Origin of the sequence: Actinomyces sp. S4-C9 (genome assembly GCF_000758775.1) — a bacterium.
GTDB classification, from domain to species: domain Bacteria; phylum Actinomycetota; class Actinomycetes; order Actinomycetales; family Actinomycetaceae; genus Gleimia; species Gleimia europaea.
In genome coordinates this window covers 148,535-165,386 of sequence record NZ_JRMU01000011.1, presented here as the reverse complement: position 1 = coordinate 165,386, position 16,852 = coordinate 148,535, and the positions used below count along the sequence as shown (strand labels likewise).

Below are 16,852 nucleotides of genomic sequence, written 5' to 3'. Positions count from 1 at the left end.
AGTAAATCCGCAAGACGATACTGGGACTTGAGACTTGCAACCACTCGGGTACGAGTTATTGCTCTTTGCGCATCAAGTCCCTTAATGCTTTTAGGTAAGCATTCTCCGCCTGTAAATACTCCACCTGACGGCGTAACTGCTCAGTGTCAGACAAAGGCTTACTCGGTTTAGACCCAGACTTAGCAGGCCTGTCTTTAGGTTTAGGACGTAACCCGTCCTCACCTTGCTGCTCATAAATCCGAGCCCATTTCCTCACTAAATCTGGCCTGGATAGTCCAAGATCTTTAGCAATACTCCCACGAGATTCACCAGCAAGGAAACGCAACACTGCATCACGCTTGACTTCAAAAGGATAAACACTAGTGTTTGGTTTTCTCACAAGTACAACACTGCCACGAATCTGCCAGCGATCATACAAATTCCTGGCCGGCTTTTTAGCAACACCAACCTGCCTAGCCGCACTCTTGTAACCAAAACCCTGCTCAAACAAACCCACCAGCGCCGCACGCTGCTCATAAGTCAACGTAGATCTCGGATGCATACAAATCCCCCGGAAGAAAAACTGAATAAATCAGTCCAACTTCCGGGGGACAGTTCAATTACTCGGGACCGCCCTTTTGTGTTGCTCCCACGCGATAGCAGAGGTGCGTTTGGTGGACACACCGGCAATTCGCCGCGATAAAGCCGGCGGTTTGAACCAAGATAGAAACGATGCGAGAAAACACAGGGGATCGAAGCGAGCGCGAGCGCGTGCACCGGCCGAGCAAGAAAGAACGGGAAGCTAGCGAGCGCAAGTTAGCTCGCAAGGCACATGCTGATCAGGTTCGCGAGCGGGTTTTAGAGCAGCGCCGTCGCGACCTCGAGACGGGTGTGTCAAACCCGCGGCGAGACGCCGAGGAGCTACGGCGCGCCATTGCGCAGGCTCGCAGTCGCCAGAACCGACGCGCCGCAGATCCACGCACGCCACATGAACTTCCAACCGAGCGTCTCACCGACGTGGAGCGCGCACTTATCGAGCAAGATCTTCTAGACGAGCTGGAAGAGGCTCCCTCGCAAGACGAAATCGAAGAAGATGTGGACGGGCAGGCTGAAGAAGAGCCAGCGCAGTCCTTGAAAGCGGCAGAGGGCGAGCTAGCTGAACAACCCGATGCTGTTCCAACGGTGGCGCGAATGCCCGTGGAGCGCAAGGTCATTGTGGTGCGCCCGCCCGCGGGTTGGCCGCAGTTACTGCTCGCAGCCCTCGAAACTGCGTTCTTCTCGTGGGCACTAATCGCCGCAGTTGCGTTGGTTAGTTTCCTGGCCAACGCGTCGAATCCGTGGATGATGGAGGCCGATTGGAACTCCGCAATCTCGGTGGGTAGCGACTTTTGGGCGATGTCATACGGTGCCAGCGTGAAGATCGCTGGCGCAAGCTACAAGATGATTCCGCTGGGGCTAACAATCATGCACGTGGCGCTGGCCAGAGCCGGATTAGCGCGGGCAAACGTGGCAAGCTGGCGTGGTTCAGCTCTGTTCATACCGGTATACCTCGGGGTCGTGCTTTTGCTGGCAGTGTTCAACAAAACGAGTGCCTCGCTACCCCAGCTGGTCCTCGGGAGCCTCTTCGTGTCAGCCCTAGCGTGGGTGTGGTCGCTGAAGTCGCATGATTTAGATTTGGAATCTAAGCCCGGCGTGGGCCCGTACCTACGTGCCATCAAAGATGCAGTAGTTGGTTTCGCCGCACTCTTCGCGGTTGGAATGGTGACCGGCCTCGTAGGGATTATTGCCGGCTGGAGCCGGATAAGAGGCATAGCGGATCTGCTTAACGCCTCCGTTTTTGACTCCGTGATCATTTGGATCACTCAGGCCCTGTACCTTCCTAATGTGGCCGGTTGGGCAGCGTCGTGGCTAATGGGGCCGGGTTTTTACACGGCTTCGGACGCTATAGTCACACCCTCTCGCGCAGATGTAGCCGCGATTCCCGCGATCCCAATCCTGGGTGCTATTCCGCAGACCGAGGTAGGAATTTGGGTTGTGCTAATTCCTATCGCGCTCGGTGTTTTGCTTGGTATGGCCGCAGTGAAGTGGAGGAGGGAAGAGAATCTGGCCGACCACCTGGTGCATGCCTCAATGTATGTACTAACCCTTCTGGTGCTGGTGGCGGCGTGGATGTGGCTTTCGATGGGAACCCTCGGTGTTGCGCGAATGGGGCTTTTGGGGCCGCGCTTGGTTTACGCTGTGGCGTTGGCGACGCTCGAAGTTGGTGTGAGCGCTGCGGTTGTGTACGCACTCGCGCACCCGTTCTTCCTCGATAAGTATGCGCAGGCAGGAGCAGCCGCGTCCCGAGTCACGCGCTCGACCTCCAAGAAGATTAGCCGGAATAAAACCATCGACGATCAGGTCGCTCCGCCGGATCTTGCGCAGGAAGATAGTGCGCTTCAGGAGGAGCCTGACCCGGATGCAGATCAAGATGCAGCTCAAGAAGTTTCCCCCGATCATAACGAGACAAATTGAGACCGAGGTTGACGAAACCGGGTGAGGATTTGAAACTAGTTATCGGATTATCGTCGTTCAAGGAGCAGCAGTGACGACTTCCGCAGAATCTCCCAGCAAAGTGTCCGCCGCCGACAGGAACGTGGCGCAGACGGGTATCGCGGCCTCGAGCCTCAAAGTATCGCCGCACGTCCAGGCTGAGTCGGTGCAGGAGACGGGGGAGCATGTTCCCGCGGCAGGCACGCAGTACTCGCCGTCGCAGTCATCAGCCGGAGCGAAAGCCGCGCGTTTGGTAGTCCTCATCTCTGGTTCTGGCACAAACCTGCAAGCATTGATTGACGCGTGTGAAGACCCTGGATACGGGTGCGAGGTCGTTGCCGTAGGATCGGATCGTCCGGGCGTTAAAGGCTTGGAACGCGCTGAAAAAGCAGGAATTCCCACCTTCGTGGAGCGTGTTAGCGACTATGCGAGCCGCGAAGAATGGGACGGCGCGATGACCGAGGTTGTAGCGGGCTTTGACCCTGACCTGGTGATTTCTGCTGGTTTCTTGAAGCTACTTGGCCCCGAATTTCTGAATACTTTCGATGGTCGCGTGGTGAACACGCACAACTCGCTACTTCCATCTTTTGCGGGTATTCGAGGTCCGGCAGATGCCCTCGCTTACGGCGTTAAATATACGGGCGCAACCCTGTTTTTTGTGGATCCCGGAATGGACACGGGCCGCGTGATTGCCCAATGCGTTGTTCCCGTTGAGGCAGGTGACACGCTGGCCGAGCTACTAGAGCGCATTCAGGTGGCTGAGCGCCGCCAGCTGGTTGAGATCGTGGGCAAAATGATGCGGGAAGGCTGGACCACGACGGGCCGCTGGGTGGAGGTAGGCTAACGCCTCACTTTTTGGACATTCCTTAACCTGCAAGAGCAGGTTCATTACACTGAGGGTGGCCGTGACTGGCGCAGGTGGATCACCACCGGGGAGCGGTCTAGCAGTGCCTTCGACGCCGCCCGCCTGGGTGTGGGGCAGGATTGGATAGGAATGATGTCTGCAATTAAACGTGCCCTGGTTTCTGTTTTTGATAAGTCCAACGTGGTGGAGCTGGCAAAGGCTCTGGCAGAAAATGGCGTGGAGGTTGTTTCTACGGGTTCGACTGCCCGTTTGATCGAAGAGGCTGGAGTTGCGGTTACTCCCGTTGAGAAGGTCACAGGTTTCCCAGAATGCTTGGGTGACCGCGTTAAGACTCTGCATCCGCGGATTCATGCGGGTATTTTGGCTGATCGGACAAAACCGGAACACGTCGATGAGTTGTCTGAGCTTGGCGTTGACCCGTTCGACCTCGTGGTTGTGAACCTATACCCGTTTGCACAAACGATTGCGTCGGGCGCAACGTTTGAAGAGGCTATCGAGCAGATCGATATCGGCGGCCCCACGATGGTGCGCGCGGCGGCGAAGAATCACGCTTCCGTTGCGGTGGTGATTGATCCGTCGCGCTATGGCGAGGTTATCGACGCGGTGAAGGCCGGTGGTTTCACGGATGAGCAGCGTCGCCGCTTGGCAGCGCAGGCATTTGCACACACCGCAACTTATGACGCGGCGGTTGCCACATGGTTTGCACAACAGATCGACAAGGACGAGGCACAGCAGGGTAATGAGGAGCCACTTCCTGGCTTCTTGGCGGGCACATGGGAGCGTTTGGATACGCTTCGTTACGGCGAGAACCCGCATCAGCGCGGCGCTGTGTATGTGAATGCGGGTGCTGGTTTTGCAGGTCGCACGGAAACTGGTGGCCTGGCTCGCGCAAAGCAGTTGCATGGCAAGGCTATGTCCTACAACAACTACACGGACGCGGACGCGGCCTTGCGCGCGGCATATGATCACGATGAGCCGTGTGTTGCAATCATCAAACACGCCAATCCGTGCGGTATTGCGGTTGGCGAGGACGTTGCGCAGGCTCACCGCAAGGCGCACGCGTGCGATCCGGTGTCTGCGTTTGGCGGCGTGATAGCGGTGAACCGTCCGGTGTCGGTAGAGATGGCCAAGCAGGTTGCCCCGATTTTCACCGAGGTGGTAGTTGCTCCCTCATTCGAGGACGGCGCTCTCGAGGTCCTTTCTAAGAAGAAGAACATTCGGCTGCTAACGGTTGAGGCGCCTTCGCGTGGAACCGTTGAGTTCAAGCAGATCACAGGAGGCCTCGTGGCCCAAGATCGTGACGACGTGAATGCGACCGGCGATGACCCGGCAAACTGGCAACTGGTGTCGGGGGCTCCTGCCGATGCGGCGACGCTTGCGGATTTGAAATTCGCGTGGAAAACGGCTCGGGCAGTACGCTCAAACGCGATTTTGCTGGTAAAGGACCAGGCATCGGTGGGTGTTGGTATGGGGCAGGTTAACCGCGTGGATTCGTGTGGCCTGGCCGTGGAGCGGGCAAATACCCTCGGAGGTCGTGAGACCGGTGATGCTGCGAAGGTGGAGGCCGGAGTTGGGGGCGCTTCAAATGCGGACCTCAAGGTGGAGCAGGCTCCGCGTCGAAGCGAGGGGGCGGTAGCCGCCTCGGACGCTTTCTTCCCGTTCGCTGACGGCCTGCAGCTTTTGATCGATGCAGGTGTGAAAGCAGTGGTTCAGCCGGGTGGCTCGATTCGCGATGAGGAAGTGATTGAGGCAGCTCAGGAAGCCGGCATCACCATGTATTTCACGGGTAATCGCCACTTCTCGCACTAGAATCAAGCGACAATCTAAACGGTGAATGTAGACGCGCCCTCCAGCCGATAGGATGGAGGGCGTGTCGAGCAAAAAAGCAGTGATTGCGGCCGGAATCATTTTTGTTACGGCCTGTATTGCGGGTCTGACGGCGGTTGCGCTGTGGGCGAGTGTGCGGGCGGCGCTGTGGGGCCTGGTTGCGTTTTTTGTTGCGCTGCTTCTAATCCGCATTTTGGCGCGCGGTCACACGTGGCTACGCGCGCGGTCCACCCTGTTTGACGCCCTGTTTTTGATCGCGATTATCACGGGGCTTGCGCTAACAATATCGGCGGCAACAACGCCTTCCCCGGTTTAGACAATCTTTGCGCGTTGCGCCCCTGTCACTTGCACAAATACTTCACGAGAGTCACATTTCCTGAACACTTGGCAAAGTGTGTGCCAAACAGTCGATAATAGGAGTGGTCTTGTTCCTAGTTTGGAGGTCTAGATGACACCGTCTCCTGATTTGAAGAAACGCGTTGGCGTGCTTACATCGGGAGGTGACGCTCAGGGAATGAATGCGGCTGTTCGCGCGGTGGTGCGCACCAGCCTCGAGATGGGCGCCACGCCGTACGCAATTTTGGAGGGCTGGCAGGGCGCCGTTGAGGGCGGCGCGCGGATCAAAGAAATGGCGTGGTCCGACGTGTCCTCAATTTTGAACGAGGGCGGAACCGTGATCGGCACGGCCCGAAGCCCGGAGTTCTACGAGTACGAGGGCAGGCGCCGCGCGTGCAAGAATCTGCTCGAGAGGGGCATTGACCGCCTGGTTGTGATTGGCGGCGACGGGTCTTTGACCGGCACTAACGAGTTCCGCAAGGAATGGCCCGGCCACGTCCAGGGCCTGTTGGAAGCTGGTGAGATCACACCAGAGGTGGCCAGCGCTCACCCTGCGCTCATGATCGTGGGCATTGTCGGTTCGATCGACAACGACATGGTGGGCACCGATATGACGATCGGTACGGACTCTGCGCTAAACCGCATTGTGGAGGCGATTGACGACATTTCGTCAACGGCCGCATCCCACCAGCGTATGTTCGTCATCGAGGTAATGGGGCGCCACTGCGGTTATCTGCCGCTCATGTCGGCGGTTGCGGGCGGTGCGGACTACGTGTTCACGCCCGAGAATCCGCCCACGCCCGGTTGGGAAGAGGACATGTCTGAAAAGCTCCGTCTGGGCCGCGAGGCGGGCAGGCGCGAGTCCATCGTGATTGTTGCCGAGGGGGCAAAAGACTCGGAAGGTAATCGGATCACATCGGCGCAGGTTGCCGAGGCCATTGAGGCTCGCCTGGGAGAAAAACCGCGCATCACGATCCTAGGGCACGTTCAGCGCGGTGGTACGCCCTCGGCATACGACAGGTGGATGCCGACCCTCATGGGATACGGGGCGGCGCAAGAGATTTTGAAGGCTACTGCGGATACCCCGGCGAATGTCATTGGCGTACGCAAGAACCGGTTGACTCGCATTCCGCTAGTTGAATCGGTAGAGGCCACCCGCAACGTTGCCGAACTTGTGGCAAACAAAGAGTTCGATAAGGCCATCGAGTCACGGGGCGCCTCTTTTGTGAAGATGACGCGCATTAATCAGATTCTGTCCGAGCCACCGGGCAATACCGCGATTCCCGAGGGAGCAAAGCGGGTAGCTGTTATGCACATGGGCGGGTTGGCTCCGGGCATGAACACCGCTGCGCGCGCCGCTGTGCGCATTGGCCTGGATAAGGGCATGCAGATTCTGGGCGTGCAGGGCTCCATGGCCGGCCTGATGAATGGCAATGTGCGGGAGCTGACCTGGTCTGATGTTGAAGGTTGGGCGTTCAAGGGTGGGGCCGAGCTTGGCACGCGCCGCACCATGCCGACCGTTGACCAGTACTATGCGATCGGGCGCGCCATCGAGGAACATAAAATCGACGCGTTGCTCCTGATTGGCGGTATGAACGCCTACCTGTCGATTTACGACATGTTCCAAGAGCGCGGCCGCTACCCGGCGTTCAACATTCCCATGGTGCTAGTGCCAGCCACAATCGATAACAACCTGCCCGGCGCGGAGCTCAGTATCGGCGCGGACACGGCGGTCAACAACGCGGTTTGGGCACTGGATCGAATCAAAGAGTCTGCTGCTGCCTCGCGCCGCTGCTTCGTTGCGGAAACAATGGGGCGCAAGTGCGGTTATCTGGCGCTCATGGCTGCCATCGCCAGCGGCGCTGAAAAAGTGTATCTGAATGAAGAACCCACTACGCTCGCGGATATTTCAAAGGACGTTGCCTACCTGAAGCAGTCGTTCCGTGCGGGTCGGCGCCTGTTCCTCGTAGTACGAAACGAGGAAGCTCACCCCGAATATAACCGCGAATTCCTCGCGCGGGTTTTCGAATCTGAGGGGGAGGGCCTGTACGACGTGCGTCATTCGGCGCTTGGCCACCTACAGCAAGGTGGTGCGCCGTCACCGTTCGACCGGCTGCTCGCAACCCGTCTCGTATACGAGGCGATCGAGGTGCTTGATGAAATTTTTGCGCGCGGCGGTGATGACGCGTGCTACATCGGCGAGGCCGGCGGCAAAATGCAAGCATTCCCCGTGCGCCGCATGATGGATCATCTGGACACTAAGAACCGACGTCCCTTTGAACAGTGGTGGCTATCAATCGCGACTGTAATACCGGTGGTGTCGATGCCGCGCGGGGACGTGATCCCCGTGGAAATACCAATCGAAGACGCCGACCACGTCGTGACATACTAGATTTCAAAAGCGTTTATACCCAAAGAAGGAATGACGATGACAACCCCAGTGAACCCTACGTCCACAAAAGCATGGAGTAAGCTTTCTACTCTTGCAAAGGATTTTGCCCCGGACCTGAGAGGCTGGTTTGCAAAAGATCCTGGCCGCGTGGATCGATTCACGTTCGACGCCGCTGATCTGCGCGTTGACATGTCAAAGAACCTCGTGACCGACGAGGTTGTTGAGGCGCTGTTGGATCTTGCCGAGCAGACGAATCTGCAAGAGCGCATGGAGGCCATGTTTAGCGGGCAGCGCATTAACGTTACGGAGAACCGTTCTGTACTGCACACCGCGTTGCGCTTGCCAAAGGACGCTTCGCTTGAGGTTGATGGACAAAACGTTGTGCAGGACGTGCACGAGGTGCTAGATCGCGTGTATGCCTTCGCGAACAAGGTACGTTCTGGAGAGTGGGTTGGCGTAACCGGAAAGCCGATTGAAACGGTTGTGAACATCGGTATTGGCGGTTCGGACCTCGGCCCCGTCATGGCCTACGAGGCGCTGAAGCCGTATGCGAAGGAAGGCCTCACGGCTCGCTATATTTCGAATATTGACCCAACGGATGCGGGTGAGAAGACGGAGGATCTGGATCCGGAAACCACACTCGTTATCGTCGCTTCAAAGACGTTCACCACGCTGGAGACGCTCACGAACGCGCGGGTTGTGCGTGAATGGCTACTAGATGGCCTCGAAAAGTCGGACGCGCTTGCCGGTAAGTCGAAGGCTGAGGCTGTGCGTAAGCACTTCATTGCCGTGTCCACGGCTTTGGATAAGGTTGAAGAGTTTGGTATTGACCCGCAAAATGCTTTCGGTTTTTGGGATTGGGTTGGTGGCCGCTACTCCGTTGATTCTGCGGTGGGTACTTCCTTGGCGATTGTGCTCGGCCCGGAGGCTTTCGAGGAGTTCCTGGCTGGCTTCCACGACATGGATGAGCATTTCCGCACCGAAGAATGGGGAGCCAATGTCCCTGTCCTCATGGCTTTGCTGAACGTGTGGTACACGAACTTCCTTGGCGCCCACACGCACGCTGTGCTTCCGTACTCGCAGTACCTGCACCGTTTCCCCGCGTACTTGCAGCAGCTCACGATGGAGTCTAACGGTAAGAGCGTCACGTGGGACGGCAAGCCCGTTAATTACCAGACGGGAGAGGTGTTCTGGGGCGAACCCGGCACCAACGGCCAGCACGCGTTCTACCAGTTGATCCACCAGGGTACTCGCCTCGTGCCAGCTGACTTCATCGCGTTTGCGAACCCGGCATGGCCGCTGCGTGATGAGGACGCCGACATGCATGACCTGTTCCTTGGCAACTTCTTTGCCCAGACCAAGGCTCTGGCATTTGGCAAGACGGCGGACGAGGTTCGCGCCCAGGGCACGCCCGAACACATCGTTCCGGCCCGCGTGTTTGAGGGCAATAAGCCGACAACCTCGATTATGGCGCCGGTGCTCACCCCCTCCGTTCTGGGCCAGCTGATCGCACTGTATGAGCACATCACGTTTGTGCAGGGCATCATTTGGGGCATCGACTCGTTTGACCAGTGGGGCGTTGAGCTTGGTAAGGAGCTTGCACGCGAGCTTACTCCAGCCGTTGCGGGAGACCGCGAAGTGCTTGACGCGCAGGATCCGTCCACGAGGTCGCTAATCAGCTACTACCTGGAGCATCGCGACAAGTAGCCGGTAAATTGCGCTAACGCCCTCGCATTGCGCGCCCAAAGGTGCACCGAAAGTGGGGGCGTTAGCTAACTCTTGAGCGGCGTGCGCGCTACGATAGAAGAGGTGGGTCATTTGACCCTAGCTGTCTAAAACGTAAGGAGATTTCCACTATGACAGAAGCTCGCATCGTAACCGTTACTGGCGCAGCCGGAAACATTGGCTACGCACTGCTGTTCCGCATCGCTTCGGGCGCTGTTTTTGGCAAGGATGTTCCTGTAAAGCTGAACCTTCTTGAGATCACGCCGGCGCTGAAGGCCGCTGAAGGCACTGCGATGGAGCTTGATGACGCCGCATTCCCGCTCCTCGAAGGCGTTGACATCTTCGATGACGCGAACAAGGCGTTTGCTGGCACGAACGCGGCATTCCTGGTTGGTGCTCGCCCCCGGACGAAGGGCATGGAGCGCGCCGACCTGCTCGAGGCAAACGGTGGTATCTTCGGCCCGCAGGGTAAGGCAATCAACGACAACGCGGCTGACGACGTTCGCGTGCTCGTGGTTGGCAACCCGGCTAACACGAATGCTCTGATTGCTTCGGCAGCGGCTCCGGACGTACCGGCTTCGCGTTTCACCGCGATGATGCGCTTGGATCACAACCGCGCAATGTCGCAGCTTTCTCACAAGCTGCAGGTACCGTCGCGCCTCATCAAGGACATGGTTGTTTGGGGTAACCACTCGGCAGACCAGTTCCCGGATGTTACCTACGCTCGCGTTGATGGCAAGTCCGCCAAGGATTTGGTTGACGAGGCATGGCTGGACGAATACTTCGTTCCTACCGTCGCAAAGCGCGGTGCGGCCATCATTGAGGCACGTGGCGCTTCCTCGGCTGCATCGGCTGCTTCCGCGGCGATCGACCACATGCACGACTGGGTAAACGGCACTCCAGAAGGCGACTGGGTAACCTCCGGCTCCGTATCTGATGGATCCTACGGCGTACCCGAAGGCCTCATTTACGGCTTCCCGGTAACCTCCACCGGTGGCGAGTGGGAGATCGTTCAGGGCCTCGAGCTTGACGATCGCCAGAAGGCCGGCATTGCACGCAACGTTAAGGCTCTTGAAGAAGAGCGTGACGCCGTGCGCGCCCTCGGCTTCGTAAAGTAAGCAGATTACGCTAGAGGCGGCTCGCAGCTAGGCGCTTTTGTCTGGCCTGCGAGCCGCCTTTGGTATGCAAAGTTATTAACCCTTTTGGCTTTGGTTTAAAGTGGGACGCATGGCTGAAGAAAACGTAAGTGACACCAAACTTATCCTCACTATCTCGTGCCCGGACGGGCCGGGCATCGTGCACGCGGTGTCTAACATTATCGTGGAGAACCAGGGCAACATCATCCAGTCGCAACAGTTCGGCGACTCGGACACAGGCCTGTTTTTCATGCGAGTAGAACTCGAATGTCCTGCCGGGCGTGCGCCTATTGAAGTGGGGATGGAAGAGTTCGCTAAGCGATTTGACGCAGTCTGGAATCTTGACCTGTACGGCCGTCCTCTGCGCACGATCATTATGGTGTCTAAAGAAGGGCACTGTTTGACTGATTTGCTCTACCGCCAGCGATACGCTGATCTTCCGATTGACGTCGTGGCGATTGTTGGCAACCATCCGGACCTCGCACCCGTTGCGCAGTTCTACGGCATTCCGTTCCTGTGCATTCCGGTTACGAAGGATACAAAGGCTGCTGCAGAGGATGAGCTTTTGAACCTCGTCCGCGCCGAAAACATTGAACTGGTTGTGCTGGCTCGCTACATGCAGATTCTGTCTGACAGCCTATGCGATGAGCTTGCCGGCAATGTCATCAACATTCATCACTCGTTCTTGCCATCTTTCAAGGGGGCGAGGCCGTATGCGCAAGCCCACGATCGCGGCGTGAAACTGATTGGCGCAACTGCGCATTACGTGACTGCCGACCTTGACGAAGGCCCGATCATCGAGCAGGACGTCACTCGCGTGACCCACCGCGATTCAACCCGCGACCTCGTTGCTGAAGGGCAAGATGTGGAGCGTCGCGTCCTCGCGCAGGCAGTGAGGTGGCACTCCGAACACCGGGTGCTACTGAACGGCACTCGCACGGTTGTGTTCAACTAAAATTTGGCCAGCGCAGGTGAGGGAGTAGACGCGGCTGCAACCGGCAACATCCTGGGGCCCGGGCTACTATTGGGTGGATGAACGATAGTTGGCGGGTATTCGTCAGGGACATCAAGCGCATTATTGCTGTCCCACGCTCCCTCATAATCGTGATTGGCATCCTCGTGATGCCAGCTCTCTATTCGTGGCTAAATATTCTGGCGTTTTGGAACCCCTATGTGGCTACGGAGAACTTACCGATTGCGGTAGTGAATAATGACGTGGGAACCAGTTCTGATCTCACCGGGAAGATCAATGTTGGTGATCTGATCGTAGAAGAGCTTTCGAAGAATGATCAGCTAGGTTGGCAGTTTCTCGAAGAATCCGCAGCTACAGACCGTATTAGAGCCGGCGACGTATACGCTACGTTCATTATCCCGGCTAGCTTTAGCGACGACCTCGTCGATATTTTCTCCGGTGAACGCAACCAACCCACAATCGAATATTTGGTCAATGAGAAGAAGGGTGCGATAGCGCCGAAAATCACTGACGTGGGTGCCAACGAACTCGATATTCAAATAACCTCCACTTTCCGCGAGCAGGTGGGGCAGGCGATCGTGCAAGGACTGCGCGATGGAAGCCTAAAAATTTCTACAAATATCAATAGTGCAGAAAGTAGCGCGCTTGGCGCTTTAGGAGGCGTGGAGAAAGACCTTGGAAACGCGCAGGAAATCCTCGACGCGGCCGGCGCATCCCTAACCGAATCGCTACAGACCATGGGGAGCGTGCGCGGCGCGCTTACAGCTGCAGATCCGGCTCTTGCCGACATATCAGGCGCGCTGACTGATTCGCAAACGATTTTGGGAACCGTCGTATCGGATGCGCAAGGTTTTGCCGTGTCTGCAGGTAAAGCCAGCGCGAGTGCCCAGCAGGCGTTAAATCAGTCTTCGGCATCTGCTATGGCTGCGGTGTCTAATGCCACAGCGCGGCTAAATGAGATACAGCCTCAGCTTCAAGGCGGCATTGAACGCGCAAATACTTCGCTTGACGCTGTTCGCGAGCGCGTGGCGATCCTTGAGCAAATCCCGGCCGCGCAAGACGCGGCGCAGGAGCTTAATGTGCGTCTTGATGATGCTCAAGACCTGCTGAATAAGGTAAATCAATCCGGTAAGGACGCGGCGACGGCTGCCAAGGATCTTGACCAGCTGGTCAAATCGTTTAATGACGCACTTTCGACTACGCAAGGCATTACTAACAAAACGCAAGAACTTGCTGGTCAAGCGGTCAGCGAACTGACCGCACAGGTCACTGACCTCTCGGCGCGCCTGGGCGGAATCGACTCGGCTATCACCACTACGCGGGCATCACTGACCCAGGTGTTCTCCCTCGTTGACGGGGTAGAAGAACAGATTGGTGCCACCCAAGAGGTGCTGACGCAGGCCAAAGGGAATCTGGATGGCCTTGCGGGCTCTGTTCGAGTGGCCCAAACCGATGTGGCAACACTTGCCACTGCCATACAGTCGGGCACACTCGAAACGGTGATTGGTCTGGACCCGCAGAACATCGGGCGCTACTTGGCGTCCCCCGTGAAGTTTGATCAGCAGGCCGTCTTCAAAGTTAATTCATACGGTTCGGGCATGGCCGCGATGTTCATCAACCTCTCGATGTGGATCGGTGGCCTCATCCTCGTAATCATCTTCCGGGTGGAAGTCGATAAGGAAGGCTTCGGCTGGCTCCCCTTGCGCTCGGCGTACTTGGGGCGCTTCATGCTTTCAGGAGCGCTGTCGATGGGGCAGGGGCTGATAGTGAGCGTCGGTAGCCTCATGATTGGGGTGCAAACCGCGAATGTGCTGGCTTTTATTGCAACTGCTACGCTGATCGGGCCGATCTACTTTTCCATAATCTACGCACTCGCGGCGGCACTCAGCCATGTGGGACGTGCCCTCGCAATTCTATTGGTGGTCTTGCAGATTCCGGGAGCTTCAGGCATTTATCCCATCGAACTCATGCCTGGCTTCTTCCGTGGCCTGTATCCTTTGTTGCCATTTTCTTACGGCATCGATGCCATGCGAGAAACCATTGGCGGGTTTTACGCCGGACACTACTGGCGCCTCATGGTAATCCTGCTACTCATGAGCACCTCAGCGTTACTACTCGGCTTCTTGGGCCGGCGTCACCTGGGCTATTTCACGCAGTTGTTCTACAACGATCTGGCTCGCACCGAACTGGTAGTTAACGAGGACGTGCAGCTACAAGGTTCGGTATACCGGCTCAGTAACATTATTGCGTTGCTCTCAAACCGCAAGGAATTTGCCAACCGGATCGCTTACCGTCAAGAACGTTTCAACTCGCATTATCGCCTGTTAATCAACGGTCTAACCATAGTAGGCATCTTAGGATTCGTAGCGTTGAGCCTGGTTTCGAGCCTGACCGCTGCAAGCAAATCAGCTTTGCTTGGCCTCGTCGCCGTTTGGGGCCTGGTAATCATAGGCGCGCTTGTTGCCACCGAGGGGCTAAGGAGCTCCCTCCAGCGTGCAAATGACCTATCGCACCTGAGTGAAGATGAACTGTTTGACAGTCTAGCGCGCCCCCGTAGTGAGGCGGAGCGGGAGTATGCCGAAGGTGAGGCGCGGTGATGAAACAGATCTTCTTTATTGCGCGTGATGACCTGCGCCAGATCAACTCTTCGGTGATGGCGAAGATCTTCGTAGTGATCCTCATCAGCGTTCCCCTGTTCTTCACGTGGTTTAACGTACTTGCAACATGGGATCCGTTCTCTAACTCTGATCGCCTTCAAATCGCGGTGGCCAGCACGGATAAGGGATACAACAGCGAAGTGTTGCGAATGAACGTGAACGTGGGCGACATCGTGATGAAAGAGCTCGCCACTAACGATCAGCTTGATTGGGTATTAACCAGTGAGGACAGGGCGCTCGAGGGCACGAGGTCGGGTGAATACTACGCGGCAATTGTGCTACCTGATGACTTCTCCACCTCGATGTTTACCTTCTACGCGGGCGGGGCAAAGCCTGCCAACATCACGCTGTATACCAACGAGAAGAAGAACCCACTTTCCGCGAACCTGACCACGCAAGGGGCGCAGGGGGTAACCGCGCAGATCAACACCACGTTTTCGCAAGCCCTAGCCGAAGTGGCAGTGGGGATGGCCGAGGACGTCTCTGCGTATCTGGATGATGCACAAACGCAGGCCACGCTGGATCGGTTAGGTAATCGCCTGGAGTCGCTGGCCGCGCAGTTAAACGCCGGCGCTGACACAGTAGATTCCCTTTCTGCGCTGATTGGCTCTACAATCCCACTAGCTACGGGGACTCGGGATTTAGCTGCGGGCGTCCAGGATTCTTTTGACCAGGCCACCGGCACTTCTTTCGATTCAAGCAGTGGGACGGCCGATCCATTCGCTGGGCTTTCCGCCGGGTTAAATGATGCGCTGAACCAGGCATCCTCCAACATTGAAAAAGTTGAATCTCGTCTGGATACTTTGCTGAACTCGGCTGACGAGACCGCGCAGAGTAGCGCGGACGCGGTTGATCAGCTACGTGCCATGCTCGATAAGCAGATAAACGGGTTCAAGCAGACGAGGGACAAGCTCGCCCAAGTTTTAGGACCGGACGGGGACGACCTTCTGGCTGATCTTGATACGGCGATTGCGCGGCAACAAAGCCTTTCAGACCGCTTAGGTCAGATATCAAAGGATCTGCGTGCAGGTAGGTCTAGCGATTCAAATTCTAAAGAGGCTGCGCGTAAGGCGATTGAAGAAGCCGCCGGTGCAATCAGTGCGGCTCACGATAGCTTTTCAAAGAACCTGCAGCCACAAATCGACAGCTTGCGATCCAACCTCGAATCAGCTGGAGAGAACGCGGCGGTTTTCCGCTCTTACATGCAGGCAGTGAAGTCCGACCTATCAGAGAGTGCGGGTGGCCTCATCGCGGGAATGGATCGCGCGGCGCAATCGCTTTCCATAACCGCACAGAGTATGCGCGAGAGTGTGAAACGCCTGAACGAGGCTAACGAGCAGGTTCGTCAGGCCAACTCCGGCGCAGATACGAGCCAAATCGCCAAAGCGCTTGGCACCGACCCGCAGGGTTTTGCCCGCCTATTGTCATCGCCCGTAGCCGTGGATCGCACGCCTGTATTCCCAGTGGCGTCTTTCGGAGTGGGTATGGCGCCTCTATTCACTGTGATTGCGCTGTGGGTGGGCGCGTTACTGGCTGGTGTTTTCTTGCGTACGGACGTATCTAAGAACGTGGGCAAACGCTACTTAGAAAGCATGAAAAGCAATGATGATGACGACTCAAATGATGGCGTTGAGGCAAAAGAAGAACTAGAAGATTCTGGCGAACTCGAGGAGCCCGAAAACGCCGAGGAGGTTCGCGACGGCGAATCGGTCGATGATAATGAAGCGGCTGATCGAACCCAGGCTAGCGATAGCGAAGATCACAAGGCAAAGAAGACGGTGAAGCACGCACGCAAGCCGGTATTCACGGGAGCGCAAGAATACTTGGGACGCTACATCATGTTCTGGTTGATCGGCATGGCTCAATCAACTTTGCTGATGGGCGGGCTGATCGTGATCGTTGAGATTGAACCGGCGCACCCCTTCCTGCTGATGCTGGCCGGATGGGTAATCTCTACCGTTTTTACAAATATCGTGTACACGCTGGTGATATCACTGTCCAATGCGGGCAAGGCGATAGCGGTAGTGCTACTTGTGCTCCAGATTTCTGCTGCCGGGGGAGCATACCCACTTGAACTGTTACCCCAGTGGTTCCAAAACATTAGCCCGTGGCTTCCCGCAACCTACGCGATCAACCTCATGCGTTCGGCAGTGGCCGGTATTTACGCGGGCGACTTCGTACAAAACCTCGCCATGATCCTGCTGTTCATCATTCCCAACCTGCTCATTGGCCTCGTGTTCCGTCATGCCATTGCCGGCAATATCGAGAAGATGACTAAAGAGGTTGAAAAAACCAAGGTGATGTAGGGGCGCCCTCCTCGCGCTCGCGGAAGTAATCGTGAGTGTTAGCCATTTCCTCGAGCCTAAAAACTAGCTGTTTGCAAAAGTGTTCGAAAAGAGGACGGGCACCCCGCCCGCGCGCGTTTTGCGC

At 56.9% G+C, this 16,852-nt stretch carries 11 protein-coding genes and 1 riboswitch; of the genes, 10 read left to right on the top strand and 1 reads right to left on the bottom strand.

The genetic code is table 11. From position 1 onward, the window contains the following. Positions 1 to 55: 55 nt before the first annotated feature. A complete protein-coding gene (locus HMPREF1628_RS06175) occupies positions 56 to 541 on the bottom strand; it encodes a helix-turn-helix domain-containing protein (RefSeq protein WP_034509402.1) in 486 nt (161 codons plus the stop codon). Between the two features lie 170 nt (positions 542 to 711). Between HMPREF1628_RS06175 and HMPREF1628_RS06170 the strand changes: the two genes are divergently transcribed. The 10 genes from HMPREF1628_RS06170 (at position 712) to HMPREF1628_RS06125 (ending at position 16,728) form a co-directional block, all read left to right on the top strand. Continuing rightward, positions 712 to 2,493, top strand: a complete 1,782-nt coding sequence (locus HMPREF1628_RS06170) for a cell division protein PerM (protein ID WP_052038933.1) — start codon at positions 712 to 714, stop codon at positions 2,491 to 2,493. A 70-nt stretch (positions 2,494 to 2,563) separates the two neighbouring features. Then, positions 2,564 to 3,355 carry a phosphoribosylglycinamide formyltransferase gene (gene purN / locus HMPREF1628_RS06165; protein ID WP_232219402.1) on the top strand — a complete coding sequence of 264 codons (792 nt, stop codon included), beginning with the start codon at positions 2,564 to 2,566 and terminating at the stop codon, positions 3,353 to 3,355. Positions 3,356 to 3,406: 51 nt separating this feature from the next. Continuing rightward, positions 3,407 to 3,491: riboswitch (ZMP/ZTP riboswitch) on the top strand. 14 nt (positions 3,492 to 3,505) lie between these two features. Then, the gene (purH, locus tag HMPREF1628_RS06160) at positions 3,506 to 5,185 is read left to right on the top strand and encodes a bifunctional phosphoribosylaminoimidazolecarboxamide formyltransferase/IMP cyclohydrolase (RefSeq protein WP_034509397.1); all 1,680 of its coding nucleotides are present in this window, start codon (positions 3,506 to 3,508) and stop codon (positions 5,183 to 5,185) included. Positions 5,186 to 5,246: 61 nt separating this feature from the next. After that, the gene (locus HMPREF1628_RS06155) at positions 5,247 to 5,519 is read left to right on the top strand and encodes a hypothetical protein (protein ID WP_034509394.1); all 273 of its coding nucleotides are present in this window, start codon (positions 5,247 to 5,249) and stop codon (positions 5,517 to 5,519) included. A gap of 132 nt (positions 5,520 to 5,651) precedes the next feature. Beyond that, on the top strand, positions 5,652 to 7,931 hold the full coding sequence (locus HMPREF1628_RS06150) for a 6-phosphofructokinase (RefSeq protein ID WP_034509391.1): 2,280 nt from the start codon (positions 5,652 to 5,654) through the stop codon (positions 7,929 to 7,931). 36 nt (positions 7,932 to 7,967) lie between these two features. After that, positions 7,968 to 9,638: a glucose-6-phosphate isomerase gene (pgi, locus tag HMPREF1628_RS06145; RefSeq protein ID WP_442853080.1), complete on the top strand. Its 1,671-nt coding sequence runs from the start codon at positions 7,968 to 7,970 to the stop codon at positions 9,636 to 9,638. A gap of 149 nt (positions 9,639 to 9,787) precedes the next feature. Then, positions 9,788 to 10,774: a malate dehydrogenase gene (locus tag HMPREF1628_RS06140; protein WP_034509385.1), complete on the top strand. Its 987-nt coding sequence runs from the start codon at positions 9,788 to 9,790 to the stop codon at positions 10,772 to 10,774. A 109-nt stretch (positions 10,775 to 10,883) separates the two neighbouring features. Further along, on the top strand, positions 10,884 to 11,747 hold the full coding sequence (gene purU, locus HMPREF1628_RS06135) for a formyltetrahydrofolate deformylase (RefSeq protein WP_034509381.1): 864 nt from the start codon (positions 10,884 to 10,886) through the stop codon (positions 11,745 to 11,747). A 77-nt stretch (positions 11,748 to 11,824) separates the two neighbouring features. Then, positions 11,825 to 14,362, top strand: coding sequence for a YhgE/Pip domain-containing protein (locus HMPREF1628_RS06130; RefSeq protein ID WP_034509379.1), 2,538 nt, complete (start codon positions 11,825 to 11,827; stop codon positions 14,360 to 14,362). Continuing rightward, a complete protein-coding gene (locus HMPREF1628_RS06125) occupies positions 14,362 to 16,728 on the top strand; it encodes a YhgE/Pip domain-containing protein (RefSeq protein ID WP_034509376.1) in 2,367 nt (788 codons plus the stop codon). The genes HMPREF1628_RS06130 and HMPREF1628_RS06125 overlap by 1 nt, the downstream gene beginning before the upstream one ends. The last annotated feature ends 124 nt before the right edge of the window (positions 16,729 to 16,852 follow it).

Coding starts and splice junctions, on each gene's coding strand:
- purH (WP_034509397.1), top strand. CDS start 3,506: ATGATGTCTGCAATTAAACGTGCCCTGGTTTCTGTTTTTGATAAGTCC.
- purU (WP_034509381.1), top strand. CDS start 10,884: ATGGCTGAAGAAAACGTAAGTGACACCAAACTTATCCTCACTATCTCG.
- HMPREF1628_RS06150 (WP_034509391.1), top strand. CDS start 5,652: ATGACACCGTCTCCTGATTTGAAGAAACGCGTTGGCGTGCTTACATCG.
- HMPREF1628_RS06130 (WP_034509379.1), top strand. CDS start 11,825: ATGAACGATAGTTGGCGGGTATTCGTCAGGGACATCAAGCGCATTATT.
- HMPREF1628_RS06175 (WP_034509402.1), bottom strand. CDS start 541: ATGCATCCGAGATCTACGTTGACTTATGAGCAGCGTGCGGCGCTGGTG.
- HMPREF1628_RS06170 (WP_052038933.1), top strand. CDS start 712: ATGCGAGAAAACACAGGGGATCGAAGCGAGCGCGAGCGCGTGCACCGG.
- pgi (WP_442853080.1), top strand. CDS start 7,968: ATGACAACCCCAGTGAACCCTACGTCCACAAAAGCATGGAGTAAGCTT.
- HMPREF1628_RS06125 (WP_034509376.1), top strand. CDS start 14,362: ATGAAACAGATCTTCTTTATTGCGCGTGATGACCTGCGCCAGATCAAC.
- HMPREF1628_RS06140 (WP_034509385.1), top strand. CDS start 9,788: ATGACAGAAGCTCGCATCGTAACCGTTACTGGCGCAGCCGGAAACATT.